This is a genomic window from Acidimicrobiales bacterium (genome assembly GCA_016794585.1).
Lineage (GTDB): Bacteria > Actinomycetota > Acidimicrobiia > Acidimicrobiales > DATDAH01 > JAEUJM01.
The window spans coordinates 1-21,840 of the sequence record JAEUJM010000001.1 but is presented as its reverse complement, the minus strand read 5'-3'; the positions used below and the strand labels follow the sequence as shown (position 1 = coordinate 21,840).

Below are 21,840 nucleotides of genomic sequence, written 5' to 3'. Positions count from 1 at the left end.
CTGAGTACGGAGCCCGGCTCGGCGCGGCGAATGTCCGGCACACGGAACGAGCGGTCGGTCGTCACGACGGCACCCCGGCGGCCGGGAGGTCGGGGAAGAAGCGCTCGACGTAGTCGGCGAAGCGCTCGTGGATGGCGCCGGCGGTGAGGCCGAAGTCGTCCTTGCCGTAGGTGTGCTCGCCGAACTTGCCGGGCGGATTGTCGGCCTGCCAGGCCGCCATGGTGCGCTCGGCCTCGGCCGAGAGGGGCTCGTCGAAGTGGTCGTAGATGGCGGCGATGGTGCCCATCGGGTCGGCGAGCAGATCGTCGAACCACACGTCGTGGAACTGGTCCTCCCGACCGGCCCGGGCGGCGAGGCCACGGGTCATGGCCTCGGACCACACGTCGAGCTGGTGCTGGGCGAACTGCTCCCGGTCGGGCGGCACCTCCTGGAGGGTGCGGAAGCCCTCGCAGAGCCCGACGTAGGACGCCAGCACCGAGGCCGGGTCGCGGTGGGTCCAGACGATGCACGCATCGGGGTAGACCTCGAGCAGGGCGTCGATGTGGCGGATGTGCACCGGGTACTTCAGCAGCCACCGGGTGCCGACGGCGTACGACCCGACGAGCTGCACCAGCTTCTTGTGGCGTCGGTACGACTCGACGTGGTGGTGCGAGCGGTACCACTCGGCGTAGGTGGGGACCGTGCTGGCCACCTCGAAGTAGTCGTCGGTGAAGCTCTGGGCGAGGAAGTGGCGGCACTCCTCAGGGCCCGGCGCGGTCATGTGGTGGATCGACTCGAGCTTCTCGCCGCCGAGGTAGATCATGCGGAGCTCGGACTCGGTGGCGGCGTAGTCGTAGGCCGCCTCCCACGAGTGGCGGGGCGGTCGCGGCTGGGGGTGGGTGGCCAACCAGTAGGCGAGGCACTGCGTGTCGGGGTTCGAGCCCATCAGGTAGTGCAGGGCGGTGCTTCCGGTACGCACGAGGCCGGTGATGATGATGGGTCGCTCGACGGGCACGTCGAGCGCCGACGGGCGCAGGTCCCACCAGCGCTCGGCCCGGAGGCGGCCCCGCAGGATGTTCACGAGGAAGTACTCGGCCATCACCTTGCCGGTGCGGGTGAAGCGGGCCTCGTGGTCGTAGCTGTCGAGCAGGATGCGCAGTGGCTCGAGGTACGACGGGTCGCCGAAGTCGTCGGCCCCGCCCTCGCAGGCGACGGCGCGCTCGTGGAGCTCCTGCTCGCGGTCGGCCCACCGCGGGATCGCCATGGCCGCCGAGTGTAGGAGTGCACCGTTGCCCCGGCGGTCGGCTTGACTGGCGCGATGGACGAGACGCTGCGGAGCGGAGCGGAGCAGCCCCAGGGCCTGCCCTCGGATCCCGAAGGGGCGCCGACGAAGGAGGCGCAAGGCAGCGGGCACGAGACGCGAGCCTCCATGCCGGTCCACGCCGACGCCCCCGAGTGGTTCCGGCGGGCGCTGGCGGTGCCCTTCGAGGACCGGACCGTCGATGTCGAGGGATGCCCGGTCCACTACCTCGCCTGGGGCGAGCCGGGCCGCCGGGGCCTCGTGTTCGTGCACGGCGGCGGCGCCCACGCCCACTGGTGGACCCACGTGGCCGCCACCTTCGCCGGCCAGTACCGGGTGGTGGCCGTCGACCTCTCGGGCCACGGCGACAGCGGCCACCGCGACGTCTACGCCCTCGAGCAGTGGACCCACGAGGTCATGGCGGCCGCCGGCGACGCCGAGATCGCCGGGCACCCGGTGATCATCGGCCACAGCATGGGCGGCTTCGTCACCATGGCCACCGCCTCGCTGCACGCCGACCAGGTCGCCGGCGTGGTCATCTGCGACTCGCCGGTGAGCGAGCCCGACCCCGAGATCGCCTCCTTCCGGCTCAACGAGGCCTTCGGCCGGCCCCGCACCTACGCCAACGTCGACGAGGCCCTCGCCCGCTTCCGCACCGTGCCGGCGCAGGAGCACTACCTCGACTACGTGATGGACCACGTCGGGCGGCGCTCGATGAAGCCCACCGACGGCGGGTGGCAGTGGAAGTTCGACCGGCGCATCTTCAGCCAGTTCAGCCAGGGCATGCGCTCGATCGCGCTCCCCTACCTCGCGTCGATCACCTGTCGCTTCGCGCTCCTGCGCTCGGAGAACGGCCTCGTCACCGAGACCATCGGCGAGTCGATGTACGAGCGCCTCGGCCGGGTGGCCCCGGTCATCGAGATCCCCGAGGCCGGCCACCACGCCATGCTCGACGAGCCCCTCCTGGTGCTCACCGCGCTGCGCACCTTGCTCGCCGACTGGGACCACTCCGAGCCGCTCACCCGCCGCTGAAGCGCAAAGTGCGGCCCGGCCGCGCTCAGCAGGCGGGCAGCGTCGCGGGGGACGCTTCCAGGAGCGAGAGCGTCGCCCGCTCGCCACGGCGATACCACGAGGTCGCCCGGGACGAGCGCCAGTGCTCCGGCAACGAGCCGTCGAGGTGGGCGGCCGGCACGGCGGGGTGCACGTAACAGGACCGGCACACGGTCCGGGTGTTCCCCAGCAGCAGGGCGGCCTCGTCGATGGCCTCCAGCACCTGGGCCTCCCGTCCCCGCTCGTCCTCGGCAGCCTCCTCCCCGGCGAGGTGCTCGAGGGTGCGCACCGTCGCCCCCCAGGTGCGGAAGTCCTTCGCCGACACGTCGGCACCGGGGACGAGCTCGCGTAGGCGCTCGTTCACGTCGGCCGACGTCACCGTCACCGGACCGGCCTCGGTCTCGTACGCGAAGAGCGACTTGCCTCCCAGCTCGTGGCAGCGGCGGACGGCCCGGGCGAGTCGGGGGTCGTCGACACGGATCTCGTGCTCGATGCCGCCCTTGCCCACGAACTCGAAGCTCACCCGTCGGGTGCCCACCTCGACGTGCTCGTGGCGCAGGGTGGTCAGCCCGAAGCTGTCGTTGTCGTCGGCGTACTCCTGGTTGCCGACCCGGATCAGGGTCTCGTCGAGCAGGCGGAGGACGAGACCGAGCACCTTGTCGCGATCGAGCACGGGACGGCGGCTGTCCTCGTCGACCTGGCGGCGGACCGCCTCGAGGTGGTGACCGAAGTCGAGGAGCCGGTCGTACTTGTCGGCATCGCGCACGGACCGCCACCGGTCGTGGTAGCGGTACTGCTTGCGGCCCCGGGCGTCCCGTCCGGTCGCCTGCAGGTGACCACGAGGGTCGGCGCAGATCCAGACGTCGGTCCACGCCGGCGGGATGACGAGGGCCCGGATCCGCTCACGGGTCCGGTCGTCGACCGCGTGCCCGTCTCGGCTCTGGTAGCTGAACCCCTTGCCCCTCCGGACCCTTCGGATCCCCGGCGGCGCGTCCGTGACGTAGTGCAGTCCCGCCTGCTCTGCCGCTTCCGCCGTGTCGGTCATGGGTCGCGCCCCCTTCCCCTCCGGCACGCGCGACAGACCGGTCATTCGGCGGAGGGGGCGGGTAGGGACCTGGCGTCGGGGGGCGGTGCCGGCGACATCCGAACGAGATGACCTCCGAGCGACGTGCCGACGCCACCGCCGCACCGGGAACTCCAACAGACGAGACCGTTCCGTGAACGGGCAGGGAGAAGCCCAATGGCCAAGGCAACGCATCGCATCCACAAGGAGACCGCCCGCGACGCCGGGTTCGGCTCCGTCTCCGTCCTCAGCGTGCTCGCGGGGGTCGTCTGCGCCTACGGCACCTTCGCCGTGGTCGCTGCGATCGCCGGCGCGGTCACCAACGCGGCGGACATCGCCACCGAGTTCCGCACCGACGACTGGACCAGCAGCGGCGCCGCCGCCTCGGCCATCACCGCCGTCGTGCTGTTCGTGGCGTACCTCTTCGGCGGCTATGTCGCCGGTCGTATGGCCCGCCGAGCGGCCATCCTGCACGGCGTCGCCGTGTTCGTCACGACGCTGGTGATCGGCGCCATCGCCGGCGCCGTCGTCACCGGGATCGCCGACAACGCCGAGCTCGAGCAGAACCTCCGCAGCATCGGCATCCCCACCAGCTCCGACCAGGTCACCGGCGTCGCGATCGCCGGGGTGATCGTCTCCCTGGTCGCCATCCTCCTCGGCTCGCTGGTCGGGTCGTGGCTGGGTGAGCACTGGCACACCAAGCTGGCCCGGCGCGCCGTCGACCCCGCCTACGGCCCCCAGGCCGAGGCGTGGGACCAGGCCGCCGCCGCCGAGGTGGCCGCCCAGCGTCGCCTCGAGCATGACCCCGCCCTCCAGCGCGACGCCGCCGTCGCCCGGGCCGAGGCGGACCACCGGACGGGTGCTCCCCGTCGCGACGAGGAGCACCTGGATCTCCGGGACCGTGCCGCCTCGCCGTCCGACGAGCGGTTGACCGCCGCCGAGTGGGCCGAGCACCAGCGTGCCGAGCACGCCGCCGGCCGCACGACCTTCTAGTCCCGTAGTCCCGCTTCCGCCACCCCCATCAGGAGACATCCATGAGCAACGACACCATGCAGACCATCGGAACCGGTCAGCCCGCGGCGGCGGGAGGCGGGACCGCCGAGCACGCCCAGACCGCCGCCCGCGACACGGCCCACAAGGCGGCTGAGCAGGGCAGCGAGCTCGCCAGCACGGCCGCCGACCAGGCCAAGGACCTGACTCAGCAGGCCAAGCAGCAGCTGGGGACCGTCACCAGCGAGGCCCGTGATCAGGCCCGTCGGGCCCTGTCCACGACCGGTGACGAGATCACCAGCCAGGTGGACGAGCGGCTCAGCGACGCCACCGAGATGGCCCGCTCCCGCTCCCGTGAGCTCCGCGCCCTGGCCGAGGGCCGTCCCGAGGAGGCCGGCACCACCCGGGACCTCGCACTGAAGGCGAGCGAGCGCCTGGATTCGATGGCCGACCGGGTGGACGACCTCGGCGTGCGCGGGATGGTCGAGGAGGTGTCGGAGTTCGCCCGCCGTCGACCGCTGCTCTTCCTCGCCGGTGCCGCCGGCGCCGGCCTCCTCGTGGGAAGGCTCGCCCGTGCCACGAAGGAGGCGGGTGGCTCGTCGTCGTCCGGCGCCATGACGCCGACGGCGACCGCGCCGACCACGCCGCTCGGCAGCCCTCGTCCCCTCGGCGACACCGCCCCCACCCCCATGGGGGCCACCGCCCCGCTGGGCGTGGACCCCACCTCGACCGGGGGTCCGGTCCCCGGCCCCGCCGGGGGGCAGGTCCCGCCGCCGCCGCCCCCCGCCGTCCCCCAGCAGGGACCGACGGGAGCCGGCCCCGCGGGAGGGACGTTCTGATGGCGGCCCCGTCCGCCGATCGCCCGGTGGCGAACGGCCAGGTCCGCGAGCGCAGCCTCTCGGAGCTGGTGGGCGACATGACCCAGGACGTGTCGACCCTCCTGCGCAAGGAGGTCGAGCTGGCCCGTGAGGAGCTCAAGGTCGAGGTCTCCAAGGCCGCCCGGGCCGGCGGCGGCTTCGGCGCCGCCGCCTACGCCGGCATCCTCGCCGGCGTGGGCCTGGTCATGACCCTCGGGTTCCTCCTCGACGAGGTGATGCCCACCTGGGTCGCCTTCCTCATCGTGACCGTCCTGTTGGTCGCCGTGGCGACCGCCGCCTTCCTGGCCGGCAAGAAGCAGCTCGAGACCGTCGACCCGGTCCCGGAACAGACCATCCAGACCCTCAAGGAGGACAAGCAGTGGCTGAGCGAACAGCGGAACTGAGGCGGGACATCGAGATGACCCGCGACCACATGAGCACGACGCTCGACGAGATCGGTGAGCGGGTGAGTCCCGGGCGCGTCGTGCAGCGACGGATGGACCGGGTCCGAGCGGCAACCTCCCGGGCCGGCCAGCGGGTCATGGGCACGCCGCAGTCGGCGGCGAGCAGCGTCCGGGACACCGCCGGCGGCGCCGCGGGGTCGCTGCGTGACGGTGTCGGCAGCGTCGCCGGCACCGTCTCGGACGCGGCCTCGGGTGCCGCCGGAACGGTGGCGGCGGCACCCGGACGCATCGAGCACGGCATCGAGTCGGGGACCCAGGGCAACCCACTCGCCGCCGGTGCCGTCGCCTTCGGCGTCGGCCTGCTCGTGGGGTCGATGACCCCGAGCACCGGGGTCGAGGCCCAGGTGGCCGAGCAGTTGAGCGAGCCGGTGCTCGAGCCCCTCAAGGCCGAGGCCAGGGACCTGGGCCAGGAGGTGGCGCACACCGCGCAGGCCGAGGCCCAGGAAGCGATGGCGGCGACCACCGAGACTGCACGGTCCGCGGCTCAGGACCTCCAGGGATCGGCGACGGACGCCGCCCAGCAGGTCCGCGAGCAGGCCACGCAGGCCGGCGGTGAGGTGGCCGACCAGGCGCGCACCGCCGCCGATCAGGTGCGGGGCGACGGTCCCCCGCCGGCGGCGCCGCCCGCCCGCTGAGCACACACGCTCCAACCCACCGTCTCGGCTCGGGCCGCCCCTCCGGGGGTGGCCCGAGCCGCGTCGCGACTGCGTCCCTGGACCCTTCCCTCGAGGAGTTGTCGAGTCCCCTCCCCGCCCTCCCGGAACGCGTGATGTGACGGATTGACAGATTCTGCCACTCTGTGACATCGTGGCGGCGGTGCGGTCCGCCGGGTCGCACCGAGGGAGCACTGGGGAGGCTCGATGCCGGGGCGTGTCGCACGGACGCTCGACGAGACGGGGACCATGTTCGCCATCGCGGGCGAGGGGTTCCGCCACACCTGGGCCGTGAAGAGCTGGTGGCGCGAGTGGCTCGTCCAGTGCTGGTTCCTCGTTCGGGTCACGACCCTCCCGGTCATGCTCATCGCCATCCCGCTCGGGGCGACGATCTCGCTCCAGGTGGGCCAGCTCGCCCGCCAGCTCGGCGCCGGCTCGGCCACCGGGTCGGCCGTGGTGCTCGCCATCGTCCGGGAGGTCGCCCCCGTGGCCACGGCACTGCTCATCTCCGGCGCCGGCGGGTCGGCGATGTCCTCGGACCTCGGCAGCCGCCGGATCCGCGACGAGCTCGCGGCGATGGAGGTGATGGGGGTCAACCCCATCTACCGGCTCGTCACCCCCCGCCTCTGGGCCTCCAGCACCGTGGGCGTCCTGCTCGTCTCGCTGGTCATCTTCTCGGGCGTCGCCGGCGGCTATTTCTTCAACGTCGTCCTCCAGGGCGTGACCCCCGGCGCCTACTTCGAGGGCGCCACGTCACTGCTCCAGCTCTCCGACCTGCTGGCCTCGCTGTTCAAGGCCTGGATCTTCGGGTTCATCGCCGCCATGGTCGCCACCTACAAGGGCATGAACTGCGAGACCGGTCCGGCGGGCGTGGGCCGTGCCGTCAACCAGGCCGTGGTGCTCACCTTCCTCTTGATCTTCGCGGCGAACTACGTGATCACGACCCTGTACTTCGTCCTCGTCCCGGCGACGGCGTGAGGGGGCAGCCACGATGACCGCGCCGACGACCACGCCCCTGCCCAGTCCGCTCGCCGCGCTCGTGGGCGTGTTCCGCGGCACCCGGGACCTGTTCGCGGAGCTCGGCGGGCACCTCGTGTTCTACGTGCGGGTCCTCAGCCGGGTCGGCACCGACATCATCGTGCGCCAGCGCTACCGCGGCGAGGTCGCCCGCCACGTCAGCAACGTCGCCGTGGGCTCGGGGGCGTGGATCTTCGGCGCGGGCATGGTGTTCGTGGTCTTCACCATGTCGTTCTTCACCGGAACCGAGGTGGGCCTCCAGGGCTACAAGGGCCTCGAGCAGATCGGCGCCGAGGCCTTCACCGGGCTGGTGGGCAGCTTCGCCAACGTGCGTGAGGTGACCCCGCTCATCGCCGCGACGGCCCTCGCCGCGCAGGTGGGCGCCGGCTTCACCGCCGAGATCGGCGCGATGCGCATCTCCGACGAGATCGACGCCCTCGAGGTCATGGCCGTCCCGCCGCTCGTCTACGTGGTGGCCACCCGCGTGACGGCGACCCTCATCGCCCTCATCCCCATCTACCTCATCTCGCTGCTGGCCAGTTTCTGGGCCACCAAGCTCGTGACCACCGAGTTCTACGGGCTCTCGCCGGGCGTCTACGACTACTACTTCCGGCTCTACCTGCCGCCCATCGACATCGTCTACAGCGTCCTCAAGATGATCGTGTTCACGATCGTCGTGACGCTGATCCACTGCTACTACGGCTACTACGCCTCCGGTGGGCCGGCGGGCGTCGGCGTGGCCGTGGGCCGGGCCATCCGGGCCTCGATCGTCACCATCGTCGTCATCAACTTCGTGCTGTCCCTGCTCTTCTGGGGCGACGGCAGCACGGTGACGCTGACGGGCTGAATGGGGACGCACGTGCTCGAGCGAATCAGCCGCAACCAGCAGGCCCTCGTCGGCGTCGTGGCCACCCTCGTGCTCGCCGTGTCCGTGACCGTGGCCATGAAGGCCGCTTTCGGGGCTTTCGACCCCGGGTACACCCTCACCGCCCACTTCGGGGAAGCCGGCCAGAACCTGGACACCCAGTCGGACGTGAAGGTGCGGGGCGTCAACGTCGGCCGCGTCACCGGCATCGACGTCGGCGAGGACGGCCGCGCCGTCGTGACGATGCGTCTCGACCCGGGCACGGAGGTCCCCCGGACCGCGGTGGCCGCCATCCGGCCCATCTCGATCTTCGGGCCGAAGTTCGTCGACCTCGTCCCCGGCCGCGACGAGGGGGAGGGCCCGTTCTACGGCGACGGCGACGAGATCGCCCGGACCGAGACCGCCCTCGAGCTGAGCGACGTCCTGGCGCACGCCGACGCCCTGCTCCGAGCCGTCGACCCGCAGGACCTCACGGTGATCCTGCGCACGTTCGCCGACGGGCTGGACGGGCTCGAGGGGCCCCTGTCCCGATCGATCCGGGATGCCCGGACGGTGCTGCGGGCCACGCTCGACAGCACGCCGGACCGCCACCGGCTCCTCGACGCCATGGCGGCGCTCTCCGGCGAACTGGCCGACCGGGGCCGGACGGTGGTGGCCATCGCCGAGGGCTTCCACCCGACGGCCGAGACGCTCTCGTCGCACGAGGACGAGCTCGCCGGCCTCCTCGACGGCACCGCCCGGCTGTCACGCGACCTCGCCGAGGTCCTCGACGCCAACCGGAGCGTGCTCGGGCCTGCCACCGCGGCCGGCGCCGACCTGGCGGGGGTCACCGCCGGCGAACTCCCGGGGCTCGTGGGCTACCTCCAGTTCGTCTCGAACTACAGCTCGATCCTCGCCGAGGTCATCCGGGTGCCCTCCTCGAGCGCCAACTACCTCATGGCCACCCAGCAGTTCCTCCTGGGATCCGACCCGTGCCGGGCACTCGTGATCGTCCCCGAGTGCCGCCTGCCCACCATCGACCCCGGCCCGGCCGCGGCGGACGCGGGATGACCGGGATGACCGGGATGATCGTTCCGGTGGGTGCGCCGTGATCCGGACCGCGCTCAAGTTCGGCGCGTTCGCGGCGCTGACGGTGCTCCTCACCGCGGTGATCGGCGCCCAGATCGCCAAGGTCCAGTTCGGCGACACCTACGGCATCGTCGCCACCTTCGACGACGTCACCGGGCTCACCGACGGCGACGACGTGAAGGTGGCGGGGGTGAAGGTCGGCCAGGTGTCCGACATCGCCACCTCCGCCGAGGGCCGCGCCGTCGTGCGCCTCGAGCTGGAGACGGACGTGGTGCTGCCCGCCGACACGGTCGCGTCCGTGCGCTGGCGCAACCTGCTCGGCCAGCGGGTCGTGTACCTCGAGCCCGGAGACGCCGGGGGGAGGCTCGAAGAGGGCGACCGCATCGAGCGGACCCGCTCGGTGGTGGATATCGGTGCGCTCATCAACGAGCTGGGCGGCCTGGTGTCGGCCATCGACCCGACCCAGCTCAACACGCTCATGACCGCGGTGAGCGAGGCGCTCGACGGCAACGAGGCCGCGGTGGCCCGCCTCCTCGACAGCGCCGGCGATCTGCTGACCACCCTCGCCGAGCGCCAGGACACCATCGACCAGCTGCTCGACGACTTCGACACCGTGAGCGCCGCGCTGGCCGACCGTGACGACCAGATCGCCACCATGATCGACAACCTCGCCCTCCTCACGGGCACCTTCGCCGGCAACGAGGAGCTGCTCGGGTCGACCCTGACCGAGCTGGCGCAGTACTCGGGCTCGCTCGATCAGGTGCTGGTGGCCAACCAGGCGGACCTCGAGAGCATCATCGCCAACCTCGCGACGGTGACCGACACCGTCACGGACAACATCGACGTCATCGGCGAGCAGCTGGCCAACCTGCCCGGCGGCCTCGCGGCGCTGCACGAGGTGACCAACCGGGGCGAGTACATCGTCATCCAGGCCCTGTGCTTCGCCGCCGGCCCACCCCCGTGCCCCACCCCCACCGACCTCCCCGGGCTCTCCGGGCCTTCCACGGTGGCGGCGGGACCCGACGCCCTCGCCAACCTCGGCCCCCTGGGGCCGTCGGGCACGGCCACCCCCGGGTCGCCCTCCGCCGGCGCCCTCCAGGGCCTGCTCCCGGGAGGGGCACCGTGACCGCCCGCACGCAGGTGCGTCGATGGGCGGGTCGGCTCGTGCCGGGCCGGTTCACCGAGATGAACCGACGGTCGGTGGGCATCGTCGCGCTGTCGATCATCGTCGCCCTGTGCATCGCGGCCTTCTCGGTCGGCACGCTCGACCTGCTCGAGCACCGCTACGTGGTGCGGGCGGTCCTCCCCGACGCCGCCGGCCTGAAAGCCGGGTCGCTGGTGCGCCTGGCCGGGGTCGAGGTCGGCGAGGTCACGGGGCTCGAGGCCGACCGTCGTCTCGGTCAGGTGGTCGTCACCTTCGAGGTGGAGGACGACGTCGCCCTCGGGCCCCGCACGACCGCCCGGGTGGCCCTGTCGACGCTGCTGGGCGGGCAGTACCTGCGCCTCGGCGACGTCGTGGGCACCCCGCACCTCGCCGACCAGCCCGCCGAGGAACGGCGCATCCCCCTCTCGCGCACGAGCGTGCCCTTCTCCGTGAACGAGACCTTCACCGAGGCGACCGACGTCGTCGACGCGATCGACACCGAGGCCGTCAACGACATGATCACGGAGTTCGCCGACATCGCCACGGACAGCGGCCCGCGGGTGGAGCGGGTGCTCCGGGCGCTGACCCAGGTCTCGCGGGCGTTCAACGAGCGCCAGGCCGTGATCCGGGAGCTGCTGGACCAGAGCGAGGTGCTGACCGCCACCCTGGCCGACAAGGACGAGGCCATCGTGCGCCTCATCGAGGCCAGCAACGTCGTGCTGGACCAGATCGCGGCTCGGCGCGACGAACTGGCCACCATCCTCGGGGACGGCTCGGACGCCGTGCGCCGCCTCGCCGAGATCGTGACCTCCCGGCGCTCGCAGCTCGAGGCCGTCCTCGCCGACCTCGACGTCGCCACCGACGCGGTCGCCGAGCACCAGCAGGACATCGACACACTCCTCGCCTGGTCGGGCCCCACCTACCAGCAGGTGGCGGCCATCGCCTCGCACGGGCCCTACATCGACGTGCTCCCGACCGCCCTCGGCCCCGACGTGATCGGCACGCTCGCTCGGTTGTACCCGCAGCTCGGGATCGGCCAGCCCGCGGGCGGGTCGCCGCTCCCCACGGCCACCACCGGGGGGACCCCGTGAGCCCGAGGGACGAGGGCGGGGCCCGAGCGGCCCGGCGAGGACCGAGCCAGGAGCGGGGAACGTGAGCCCGAGGGACGAGGGCGGGGCCCGAGCGGCCCGGCGAGGAACGAGCCAGGAGCGGGGAACGTGAGCCCGAGGGACGAGGGCGGGGCCCGAGCGGCCCGGCGAGGAACGAGCCAGGAGCGGGGAACGTGAGCCCGAGGGACGAGGGCGGGGCCCGAGCGGCCCGGCTCAAGGCGGTCGCCGTGGCGTGTGTCGTCGCCCTCGCGGGCGGGGGCTGCTCGCTGGCCGGCGGCGGGGACACGGCGTCCAGCACCCACCTCACCGTCGAGTTCCGGCGGGCGGTGGCGGTCTACCCCGGGTCCAGCGTGCGGGTGCTCGGCCTGCCCGCCGGCACCATCGACGAGGTCGTGCCCGAGGGCGACCGGGTCCGGGTCGAGATCTCGGTCGACGCCGACGTGCCCGTGCCCGCCGACGTCAAGGCCTCCGTGGTGCCCCTGTCGCTGATCGGCGAGCGGAGCGTCACCCTGTTCCCGGCGTGGCAGGAGGGTGACCCACGCGCCCAGGACGGCGACGTCATCCCGATGGAGCGCACGACCGTGCCCGCCGAGCCCGACGAGGCGCTCCAGGCCTTCACCGACCTCGCCCGGGGCCTCGACCCGGACGAGGTCGCCCGCCTCGTGCACGAAGGGGCCGAGACGCTCGACGGTCGGGGCGACGTCCTGAACGAGGGCCTGCGCCAGATGGGCGACCTCTCGCAGCTGCTCGCCGACGAGGACGACTCGCTCGTGGCCGTGGCCGCCAACCTGGATGAGCTCGCCGGGACCCTCGGCACCCGCGAGGAGCAGCTCGGGCACGTCATCGAGTCCTTCGCCACGGCGTCGCAGGTGCTGGCCGACGAGCGCGAGGACATCCAGGCCCTGCTCGCCGGCCTCGGCCAGCTCGCCCAGGAGGGCGACGCCGTCGTGCGATCGGCGCAGGACCACCTCCCGGAGGACCTCGCCCAGCTGGCCCGACTCACCCGATCGGCCCACACCAACCTCGACGCGGTCGCGCTGTTCGTCGATGCGTTGAACCAGAACTCGCAGGGCCTCATCGGCGCCTACGACGAGGGCCTGGGCGTCCTGGTGCAGCGCATCAACCTCACGCCCATCACCGCCGAGGTGCTGCGACCGCTCTTCACCGCCCTCGGCCTCCAGCTCCAGGCGCCGTGCGTGCCCCAGCCGGGGGTGACCTGCCCGTGACCCGCACGTCGCGTCCGCCCCGCCCACCGCGTTGGGCCCGGCTCGCCGCCGTGGGCCTGACCGTCGCGCTCACCGCGGGCGGGTGCTCGCTGCGCACGGCCGGGTCGCCCAAGGGCGACCTCGGCCTGACCGCCACCTTCGACGACGTCCACAACCTCGTCGTCGGCCACTCGGTCAAGCTCGCGGACGTCACCATCGGCACCGTCACCCACGTCCGGCTCGACGGCTACCGGGCGGAGGTCACGATGTCGATCGAGGACGGGCACCCCCTGCCCGTGGGCACCACCGCCGTCCTCGCCAAGACGTCGCTGCTGGGCGAGCAGTACATCGAGCTACGCCCTCCCGACGGCTCCCTGCCCACGACCGCGGGTCTCCTCCACGACGGGGACGAGATCACCCGGACCACCACCGAGGCCGAGTTCGAGGAGGTGACCGAGCGGGCCATCGAGTTCCTCGGCGCGGTCACGGCGAGCGACCTGAACACGATCGTGTCGACCGGGGCCCAGGCCGTCGGCGGCCGGGGGCGTGAGCTCAACGGCCTCCTGCGCGACCTCTCCGCAGTGGTCACCGACCTGAGCTCCCAGCGGGAGCAGATCGCCCAGACCATCGACGGCTTCGCTCGGCTCAGCCGCGACCTGGCCGCGAACGACGAGCAGGTCGCCGGCCTCGTCGACGACCTTGCCGGCGCCTCCGTGACCCTCGCCGCCAACCGCGATCGGATGCTCACGGCGCTGGCCGGGATCCGGGACATGAGCGAGGTCAGCACCGACACCGTGCTCCTCCCCCATCTCGACGACCTGATCTCGACCCTGCGCGACCTCGACCCGATCGTGGCGACCGTGGCGGGCCAGCGACCGCTCATCGAGTCCCTCCTGCAGTCGGTCAACCAGTTCCTGGTCAAGATCTCGAACAACGTGGCCGCCCGCGACACCGGTGCCGCCGCCCAGGCCCAGTACATCTGGGCGCGGGGCCTGGCCACGCCCTCCGGCACCGTCGGCGACGCCGAGCCGCCCGTGCCCACCGACCCGGCTCCGGTCGCCCCGCCCGTAGCGGCACCCGCCGACCCCCGCAACGGTCTCGACGACGTCAACAACCTCGTGGCCTCGATCCTCGGGCTGTTGGGGGCGCTCCCGGGCGTGACCCTCCCCGACGAGGTCTGCGACCAGCTCGTCGGCCTCCAGCAGACCGTCGACGACACCTTGGCCCTCGGCCTGGCCGCCCAGCTCCCCCAGGTGTGCCCTGCCGACGGGGGGAGCACCTCACCGGGCGGGACGGCGCCGGGGGGTCAGGGCCCGCTACCGGTCCCCGTGCCCGGCACCGGGGGCTCAGGCGGCTCGGGTGGCGGCGAGCTGCCCCTCCCCCTCCCGGGGGTGGGCGGATGAACCGCCGCGTGGCCGTGAACCTGACCGTCTTCGCCCTGCTGGGCGCCGTCCTCGCCTACTGGGCGGTCGGCAACGTCCTGCAGATCGATCTGGTCGACCGCCCGTACACCCTCACCGCCGACTTCGAGAGCTCGCCCGGCCTCCAGCCAGGGTTCGACGTGGGCTACCTCGGTACCCCCATCGGCCGGGTGCGGGCCGTGGACCTCGAGGACGGCGGCGTCTCCGTCACCCTCGCCATCGACAAGGGTCACCACGTGCCCGAGGGCTCCTCGCTGGCCGTGCGGCGGAAGTCGGCCATCGGCGAGCCGTACGTCGACGTGGTGCCGCCCGCCGGCGCCGGCGTCGACGGGCCGTTCCTCGAGCCGGGCGCCCACATCACCCGGGAGCGGACGTCGACCCCGTTGGCGTACGCGGAGCTGTTCGACGCCCTCGACGACCTGGTGAGCGCCGTGCCCCGCCAGGACCTGGACACCCTCCTCCACGAGTTGGCCGTCGGCCTGGACGGCCGCTCCGAGGACCTGCGCCGCCTCATCACGGGCAGCAGCGACGCCCTCGCCACCTTCGCCGACCACAGCGAGCTGATCGAGGAGTTCACCGCCAACATGGCCGACCTCGTGGGCACCTTGAGCGATCACCGCGAGGCGCTCGGCCGGGGCCTCGACAACGCGGAGGTGGTGACGGGCAGCCTCGCGGAGGCCAACGCCGATCTCCAGCGGGTGCTCGAGGACGGTGACTCCCTCTCGAACCGGACCGCCGACCTGCTCGCGGCGGCCAAGCCCGAGGTCAGCTGCGTGCTGGGCGACCTCGGCGCGCTGGCGGTCCGCCTCGGCCGACCCGACCTGCTGGGAGCCATCGAGCAACTGCTGGCCACCGGGCCGGCCGCCGCTCAGGTGTTCACCGACTCCAGCCAGGGCGGCGTCGTCGCCAACGAGGACGACGGCCCGTACATCCGCGCCATCCCCCCGCTGAACATCGGCGGCGAGGAGCCCGTCCCGGTCTACGACGAGGTTCGTCAGCTGCCCGACGTTCCCGCGGTGGCCGCCTGCCCGGACCTGGAGCCCGTAGAGGCGCCGGCGGCCAGCCCGACGCTCGCCGCCTCGGGGAACGGGGCCGTGACGGGCGACAGCCCGGCCGTGGACCCGGGCGCGCCGCAGGAAGCGGCCGCGGACCAGGAGTCGTCCCGCCAGGCGGACGACCGCAGCCGCTTCAACCCCTTCGTGCTCGTGCTGGCGCTGTTGGCACTGGCCGCGCTCGCGGCGGTGCGCCCCTGGCGCTGGCTACCGCGACGCGGCGGATGACCCGAACCATGACCCCGGAACCGGAGGGCGAAGACATGACCACCGTCACCGACGAACGACCGACCGAACGCGCCGAGCAGCACCTCGAAGGCGGCGACGACCGACCCGCGAGGGACGCCACCGCGACACCGCGGGCGGTCGACGGCGAGCGGAGCAACCACCGCGACGACCCGGGGTCGGCGTCCAGTGGACCCCCCCGTTGGCTGCTCCTGGCCCTCCTCGTGTGGGGCGTCGCCATGTTGGGCATCGCCGCCTGGTCGTTCCTGCGCGCCGACGGCCTCGCCGACGAGCGCGACGACCGCCGAGCGGCGGCGAGCGTGGCCGGCGAGTTCGCCTCCGCGACCATGAGCTACGACCACCGTGACCTCGACGGCAGCCTCGCCGCCGTGACCGATCTGGCCACCACCGAGTACGCCGAGACGTACCAGAACGCCTTCTTCGAGGAGCTCCAGCCGGTGGTCGACGAGCTGCGGGCCCGTGGCCGGGTGCACGTGCGGGACGTGTACGTGAGCGACGTGAGCGACGGCACCGCGACCGCGGTGGTCTCCTTCGATGCCGTGATCCGCAGCACCATCGGCACGCGCCGGCTCGCGGGCTCGTACGTCCGGGTCGACCTCGTCGAGGAGGGTGGGGCGTGGAGGGCCGACGACCTCACCTTCCTCGCCACCACCCAGGAGGGACTCGACGGCCCGACCGGCGCCGCGGGGGCGACGACCCCGACCACCGCACCGGCAGGCTGACCGCGGCGGCGTCCACCGACGGCGCCGGGGCGCCGTGTCGCCGTGTCGGACGCCTCCGTCAGGTCGTCTTGACGACCAGCAGCGAGCAGGGGGCCTGGTGGCTGATGCGCCCCGGCACGGATCCCAGGGGGTTGAGGCGCTGCAGGCCATGGAGGCCCTTGTTGCCGACCACGAGCAGGTCGTAGCCCCCGTGCACCGCCTCCTCGCGCAGGGCCCGGGCGGCATCGCCCCGCGTGGCGAGGGTGGTCACGGCCACGCGGTGGTCCGCCAGCCGGGCGACCTCCCGATCGAGGACGAGGTCGGCGCCGCGCCCCGCCGACAGGATGGTCAGCTGGGCACCGTGCACGGCGGCCACCCCGACCGCACGGTCCACCGCCCGGGCAGCCGTCGCCGACCCGTCGGTGCCGACGAGGATCCGCCGATAGCGCCCGGGCGCCGATTCGCCGCCAGTGGTCGGACCTCCCTCGGAGCGGTCGCCGTCGGAGCGGTCGCCGCCGGAGCCAGTACCACCCGTGGGAGACATAGTGACACTTTAGGTCATATTGTCTAGAGTGTCAGCATGACCTATCGCACCATCGTGGTGGGCACGGACGGGTCCGAGACCGCCACCCGTGCGGTTCGTGAAGCGGGCCTCCTGGCGGGCGTCGAGGGCGCCCGTCTGGTGATCGCCACGGCGTTCACCCCCCACCACGCCGACGCGCTGGCACAGCTCGCGGGGACCCCGTCCACCGCGGTCGCCAGCCGCCAGGCCACGGTCCCCGCCGAGCTCCAGTGGACGGTGACCGACCGGGCGCAGGCCGAGGCGACGGCGGCTGCGGGGCGGCGGGAGGCCCGTGCGGCCGGGGCGGAGGAGGTGACGGTGACGAGCGACAGCGGCGCCCCGGCGGCGGTCCTGCTCGAGACAGTGGAGCTGCACGACGCCGATCTCGTGGTGGTGGGCTCGGTGGGCCTTCGGGGCCCCCGCCGCCTCCTCGGGAGCGTGGCCCAAGCCGTCCTCCACCACGCGCCCTGCGACGTGCTCGTGGTCCAGACCACCGACTGACCACTTCGCCGAGTGCGCCGCCCGACCAGGGCGGCAAGTTCCACTTGTTACAACCTTTGTCGTGATGTAACATCAGGATGCCGTCGGGGGACGGCAGCGCGCCGGACGCGCCAGGCACCGGGGAGGGACATGCGGGCACGGTTCACCACACAGCGACGATGGGTGGTCACCCTGGTGGCGGTCGTGCTGGTCACCCTGCTCGGCGGTGTCGCCGTGCTGGCCGCGACCCTGTCCGACAGCGAGGCGCCGGCCGTCGCCACGGAGCGCCCTCGCCCGCCGTTGCCGCAGGGCAGCACCGATCCCGGCCGCGACGGCGCCGAGCAGTCGGCGGTGGCGATGGCCAGCGAGCTGCAGGCCGTGCCGCTGCGGCGCGGCGGCACCTGCCCGGACGACCGCCTCGACGTGAGCTGGAGCGACCCGGACGGCGAGTTCTATCGCGGCTCCCACGTGACCCCCATCGGCCCCGCCCCCGACGAGGGCACGCGGCGCGTGAACGGCGTCGTGCGGTGCCGCCGGTCGGCATTCTCGTACGCCGGGTTCACCGCCCGCTACGACGAGGGCCGCTGGCAGATCAACCTCGTCCCCAGCTTCGACGAGACCGAGGGCGACGATCCCATCTCCCCCGACGTGACCGCCACCGATCCCGATGACGACCGGGCCGGCGATGATCCGGCCGGCGGCGACGGCCCCGCCGGCAGCGAGGATCCGGCCGACGACGACGACGCCCCGGACACGTCGACCACGACGGCGCCCAGCCTGGTGGACGTGCCTGACATCGGCGCCGGCGCCCCCGCCCTCGTCCCCGGCGAGAGCCCGGTCGACGCCACGACCTTCGGCCCCGACTCGCCCTGGGCGGGTCTGTGGGACGAGACCATCGAGCCTCTCGCCGACTACGAGCCGCAGCAGGTCTGCTCCCCCAGCCCGAAGCCGGGCACCGTCGGCTTCCACGACCTCGTCCTGCGCACGTACCCGGGCTCGAGCGACTTCGGCATCAGCCGCGACTGCGCCCAGGGTGGTCGCAGCGAGCACAAGGAGGGCCGGGCCTGGGACTGGGGCGTCCACGTCGATCGGCCCGAGCAGAAGCAGGCCGCGGCCGAGGTGATCGGCTGGCTGCTGGCCACCGACGAGTACGGCCACCAGTTCGCCATGGCCCGCCGCCTCGGGGTCATGTACGTGATCTTCAACGGCCACATCTGGAGCGCCTACGACGCCGCCGCCGGGTGGCGGCCCTACACCGGGCCCAACGCGCACACGGACCACGTGCACATCAGCTTCGACGTGGACGGCGGCCAGGGCGCCACCAGCTTCTGGCGCATCGACGTCCTCGAGCGCTTCGGGCTCGGCCAGTTCGGGCCCGCCGCCATCCTCCCCGAGTACGACGGCCCTCTCGCCTACGGCGAGGCGCCGGACCTCACACCCGCCGACCGGCGCGACCTGGGCGACGACGACGACCGCGACGCCCCCGCACCGCGCACGCCCTCCTCCCCTGCTGCTCCGGTGCCCCCAACGCCGGCGCCCGGTGGAGGTGGCACGGGTGGCGGTGGCAGCGGGACCGGAGGGGGCGGTTCATCGCCCCTCCCCGCCGTCCCCTCTTCCCCTGTCCCGTTGCCACCGCTGCCCACCCCCACCCTGCCGCCGGTGACCCTGCCACCGCTGCCCACGATCCCGGGCCTGCCCACCTGCCCCCCGGGCACCCCGTTGCTGCCCCTGCCGACCCACTGCCTGCTCCCCGAGTCAGACGCCCAGCCGGCGACATCGGGACCCTCCGAGCGGTCACCCCTGGTGCTCGTGCCCCTGGCGCTCCTGGGCGCGGCGGCGCTCTGGTGGTTCCAGCGGCGGACGTCTCAGATCAGCTAGCGGCGGCGCCCTTTCCGCGGAGCCACTGTTCGAGCTCCTCGACCTCGGCCTCGGTGAGAGGGAGGCCGGCAGACTGAGCCCGGTCGATGGTGTTGGTCAGCACCGCGCTCAGGAGGTCTTCTGCGGACGGCGCAGGATCGCCGTTGAACGAGGCGCCGCCGTAGAGAGCGGCACGGACGGTGTGGACGACCGGGGTACGACCCACCGGCAGCTCGGTCGCCGCGAGCTGATCCCTCACCCACGCGCTGCTCTCGTTGAAGTTGAAGTCGTGGGTGCGGACGTACTCGGCGAGGGCCGCCAGCACCCGAGGCCACACCGCCGTGTCGAGGCGAGGGAGGTCGGTCACCTGGCACACGTTGACGATGAGCGGCGGCAGCCCGTTGGTGTTCGCCGGGGGGTCGGCACTCAGAGGTGCGGCGACGGGCGCCTCGTGGCGCTCTGGGTCCCAGACGCAGCGGCTGTCCAGACCCAGCGGCGGCTCCATCGAGCGGAGGAACTCGCCGAGCGTCCGGGCCCCGAACCACTTGGTGGCGGTGATCTCCGCGCCCATGTGGTCGCGGAGCTCGAGACCCATCTGCGAGAGCAGCACCGGCGCCGCGGAGCGCTGCAGCACCGCCCGCACGAGGCGCTCCACCGGCTCGCGGTCGACGGGCGACAGTGGACCGCCAGCGACGGTGCCGGCCTCCTCGTGCGTCGGCTCGGGCTCGCCCAAGAGCAGATCGATCAGCGCCTCCTCGTCGAGGTACCAGTCCGCCACGCTCCGGTAGGCCGGAGCCGCCGGCCCGGCGGACATGAGGGCGGTGCGGCGGTCCTGGGAGCGGATCCGCTGCAACAGCGGGGTGAAGTCCGCGTCGCTCGAGGCCAGGACCACCTCGTCGTAGTGGGTCCGGGCGTCCAGGCAGTCGAGCACGTCCATGACGATGCGAATGTCCGCCGCGTTCTTGTGCCGTGAGGTCAGGGCCGGGCAGTCGACGACCTCGAAGCCCGCCCGGGTGAGGTTGGGGCGGAAACGTTGAAAGACGAGGCGTCCCGCGTCCTTCCCCAGCTCCGGGTCCATCCGCCAGCCAGCCGGGTTGAGGTAGGCGCGTCGGACGAGGAAGTCACGGCGGTCGCCGGGAGGGAGGCCGAGGACGGCCATGCGCTCGATCCACTCGTGCGGCTCGTTGACGAACGCCATCGCCGCCGCGCGGTCGAGGTCCAGAAGGCCCCCGAAGATGTTGTCGAAATCGACGAAGAGCGCCGATCGAAACCGTTCTGCCACGTCGATGCTCCCGCCTCGGACAAGCGAAGAGGCCGACCTTAGCAATCTGGCTCTCCGCGTTGGAGTGGGGAGTGAGGGGTAGCTGAGGGTCCACCACGCGGGTCAGGGGTCCCGCCATCGTCGTGGCTGTCTGAAGGCTGCGACGAGAGAGGAACCCCTGACGGTGAGCGACGGTACTGGTCTGGCGGAGGCGTTGTTGGGACTGCCCGGGTTCCGGGTGCTCGAGGTCCGGGAGGACCCGGGCGAGGTGGTGATCTGGGTCGAGACCACGGTGCAGGTGGTGGGGTGCGCGTCGTGTGGGGTGCGGGCGGAGTCCCAGGATCGGATGCCGGTCGAGATCAGGGATCTGGCGTGTTTCGGGCGGCCGGCGCGCCTGGTGTGGAACAAGCGGCGGTGGCGGTGCCGCGAGGAGCTGTGTCCGGCGAGGACGTGGACCGAGACCCACCCGGAGATCTCGTCGCGGGTGGTGTTGACCCGGCGGGCGGGCATGGACGCGTGCCGCCAGGTCGGTGAGTGCGCCCGGCCGGTGGCCGGCCTGGCCGTCGAGTTGGGGGTGTGCTGGTGGACGGTCATGGGCGCGGTCCGCGAGCACGGCCAGCCGCTGGTCGATGACCCCGGCCGGGTCGGGACGGTCCGCCAGCTCGGCGTCGACGAGACCTCGTTCCTGGCCGCGACCCGGGACCACCCGACGCTGTTCGCGACCGGGCTGGTCGACCTGCAACGCCACATCCTGATCGACATGACCGAAGGCAATTCGGCCGCTGACCTGCGGAGATGGTGCGCCACCCAGGACCCGGACTGGCTCGCCAAGATCAAGGTGGTGGCCACCGATCTGACCAACAGCTACCGGGCCGGCCTGTCGCCGCACCTCGACCACGTCACCCGCGTGGCGGACCCGTTCCACGTGGTGAGGGCCGCGAACCGGTGCCTCGACCAAGTGCGCCGCCGGGTGCAGCAACGCGAGCTCGGCCACCGGGGCCGCAAGCACGACCCGCTCTATCGGATCCGCAAGATCATGCTCGCCGGCGACGAACGCCTCGACGACCGGGGCCGCGACCGGATGCTGCTCGGCCTGCGCTACGGCGACCCCTACGACGAGGTCCTCGGCGCCTGGCTCGCCAAGGAGAACGTCCGAGACGTCTACCTCGCCCCCACCCGACGGGCCGCCCGGACCCTGCTCACCAAGACCATCGCCGGCTGCGCCGCCGACGACGTCGAAGAGATCCGCTCTCTCGGCGAGACCCTCGCCAACTGGAAGACCGAGATCCTCGCCCACCACGCCACCGGCGCCTCCAACGGACCCACCGAAGGGCTGAACCTGTGCGTCAAGAAGGTCAAGCGGTGCGGTCACGGCTTCCGCTCGTTCGAGAACTACCGGCTCCGAGTCCTGCTCCACGCCGGCGGGATCACCTGGCCCACCCGCCCACGCCCACCCCGGATCCGAACCCGCTCTCCCCACTCAGTCGCGTAGAGCC

General features: G+C 72.8%; 21 protein-coding genes. 17 read left to right on the top strand and 4 right to left on the bottom strand.

From position 1 onward, the window contains the following. Window positions 1-61: 61 nt before the first annotated feature. Window positions 62-1,243, bottom strand: a complete 1,182-nt coding sequence (locus JNK12_00105) for a sulfotransferase (protein ID MBL8774291.1) — start codon at window positions 1,241-1,243, stop codon at window positions 62-64. Between the two features lie 54 nt (window positions 1,244-1,297). On the opposite strand from JNK12_00105, the gene JNK12_00100 reads away from it, so the two are divergent. Beyond that, window positions 1,298-2,311 (top strand): alpha/beta hydrolase, encoded by a 1,014-nt coding sequence (locus tag JNK12_00100; GenBank protein MBL8774290.1) that lies wholly within the window; start codon window positions 1,298-1,300, stop codon window positions 2,309-2,311. A gap of 25 nt (window positions 2,312-2,336) precedes the next feature. On the opposite strand, the gene JNK12_00095 is transcribed toward JNK12_00100, so the two are convergent. After that, window positions 2,337-3,374, bottom strand: coding sequence for a DNA topoisomerase IB (locus JNK12_00095; protein ID MBL8774289.1), 1,038 nt, complete (start codon window positions 3,372-3,374; stop codon window positions 2,337-2,339). Between the two features lie 195 nt (window positions 3,375-3,569). Between JNK12_00095 and JNK12_00090 the strand changes: the two genes are divergently transcribed. From JNK12_00090 to JNK12_00030, 13 genes are all read left to right on the top strand, one after another. Further along, window positions 3,570-4,385 carry a hypothetical protein gene (locus JNK12_00090; protein ID MBL8774288.1) on the top strand — a complete coding sequence of 272 codons (816 nt, stop codon included), beginning with the start codon at window positions 3,570-3,572 and terminating at the stop codon, window positions 4,383-4,385. 41 nt (window positions 4,386-4,426) lie between these two features. Then, a complete protein-coding gene (locus JNK12_00085; protein ID MBL8774287.1) occupies window positions 4,427-5,221 on the top strand; it encodes a hypothetical protein in 795 nt (264 codons plus the stop codon). Next, window positions 5,221-5,643, top strand: coding sequence for a phage holin family protein (locus tag JNK12_00080; protein MBL8774286.1), 423 nt, complete (start codon window positions 5,221-5,223; stop codon window positions 5,641-5,643). Before JNK12_00085 ends, JNK12_00080 begins: the two co-directional genes overlap by 1 nt. 14 nt (window positions 5,644-5,657) lie before the next feature. After that, entirely contained in the window at window positions 5,658-6,338 is a 681-nt protein-coding gene (locus JNK12_00075; GenBank protein ID MBL8774285.1) for a DUF3618 domain-containing protein, read from the top strand. 267 nt (window positions 6,339-6,605) lie between these two features. Next, entirely contained in the window at window positions 6,606-7,334 is a 729-nt protein-coding gene (locus JNK12_00070) for an ABC transporter permease (GenBank protein ID MBL8774284.1), read from the top strand. 13 nt (window positions 7,335-7,347) lie between these two features. Then, on the top strand, window positions 7,348-8,220 hold the full coding sequence (locus JNK12_00065) for an ABC transporter permease (protein MBL8774283.1): 873 nt from the start codon (window positions 7,348-7,350) through the stop codon (window positions 8,218-8,220). Further along, on the top strand, window positions 8,221-9,288 hold the full coding sequence (locus JNK12_00060; GenBank protein ID MBL8774282.1) for an MCE family protein: 1,068 nt from the start codon (window positions 8,221-8,223) through the stop codon (window positions 9,286-9,288). Between the two features lie 37 nt (window positions 9,289-9,325). Further along, on the top strand, window positions 9,326-10,432 hold the full coding sequence (locus JNK12_00055) for an MCE family protein (GenBank protein MBL8774281.1): 1,107 nt from the start codon (window positions 9,326-9,328) through the stop codon (window positions 10,430-10,432). Beyond that, window positions 10,429-11,541, top strand: a complete 1,113-nt coding sequence (locus tag JNK12_00050; GenBank protein MBL8774280.1) for an MCE family protein — start codon at window positions 10,429-10,431, stop codon at window positions 11,539-11,541. The genes JNK12_00055 and JNK12_00050 overlap by 4 nt, the downstream gene beginning before the upstream one ends. A gap of 191 nt (window positions 11,542-11,732) precedes the next feature. Then, complete coding sequence (locus tag JNK12_00045) at window positions 11,733-12,785, top strand: MCE family protein (GenBank protein ID MBL8774279.1); 1,053 nt, start codon at window positions 11,733-11,735, stop codon at window positions 12,783-12,785. Next, window positions 12,782-14,167, top strand: a complete 1,386-nt coding sequence (locus tag JNK12_00040; GenBank protein ID MBL8774278.1) for an MCE family protein — start codon at window positions 12,782-12,784, stop codon at window positions 14,165-14,167. Before JNK12_00045 ends, JNK12_00040 begins: the two co-directional genes overlap by 4 nt. Further along, window positions 14,164-15,465: an MCE family protein gene (locus tag JNK12_00035; GenBank protein ID MBL8774277.1), complete on the top strand. Its 1,302-nt coding sequence runs from the start codon at window positions 14,164-14,166 to the stop codon at window positions 15,463-15,465. Before JNK12_00040 ends, JNK12_00035 begins: the two co-directional genes overlap by 4 nt. Before the next feature lie 8 nt (window positions 15,466-15,473). Further along, complete coding sequence (locus JNK12_00030; protein MBL8774276.1) at window positions 15,474-16,205, top strand: hypothetical protein; 732 nt, start codon at window positions 15,474-15,476, stop codon at window positions 16,203-16,205. Window positions 16,206-16,263: 58 nt separating this feature from the next. On the opposite strand, the gene JNK12_00025 is transcribed toward JNK12_00030, so the two are convergent. Next, a complete protein-coding gene (locus JNK12_00025) occupies window positions 16,264-16,728 on the bottom strand; it encodes a universal stress protein (GenBank protein MBL8774275.1) in 465 nt (154 codons plus the stop codon). A 36-nt stretch (window positions 16,729-16,764) separates the two neighbouring features. Here JNK12_00025 and JNK12_00020 point away from each other — a divergent pair, with 36 nt between their 5' ends. Beyond that, window positions 16,765-17,247, top strand: coding sequence for a universal stress protein (locus JNK12_00020; protein ID MBL8774274.1), 483 nt, complete (start codon window positions 16,765-16,767; stop codon window positions 17,245-17,247). A 129-nt stretch (window positions 17,248-17,376) separates the two neighbouring features. After that, window positions 17,377-19,104 carry a hypothetical protein gene (locus JNK12_00015; protein MBL8774273.1) on the top strand — a complete coding sequence of 576 codons (1,728 nt, stop codon included), beginning with the start codon at window positions 17,377-17,379 and terminating at the stop codon, window positions 19,102-19,104. On the opposite strand, the gene JNK12_00010 is transcribed toward JNK12_00015, so the two are convergent. After that, entirely contained in the window at window positions 19,097-20,365 is a 1,269-nt protein-coding gene (locus tag JNK12_00010) for an NYN domain-containing protein (protein ID MBL8774272.1), read from the bottom strand. The genes JNK12_00015 and JNK12_00010 overlap by 8 nt on opposite strands. A gap of 163 nt (window positions 20,366-20,528) precedes the next feature. Here JNK12_00010 and JNK12_00005 point away from each other — a divergent pair, with 163 nt between their 5' ends. Then, window positions 20,529-21,836 carry an ISL3 family transposase gene (locus tag JNK12_00005; protein MBL8774271.1) on the top strand — a complete coding sequence of 436 codons (1,308 nt, stop codon included), beginning with the start codon at window positions 20,529-20,531 and terminating at the stop codon, window positions 21,834-21,836. Window positions 21,837-21,840: the final 4 nt, after the last annotated feature.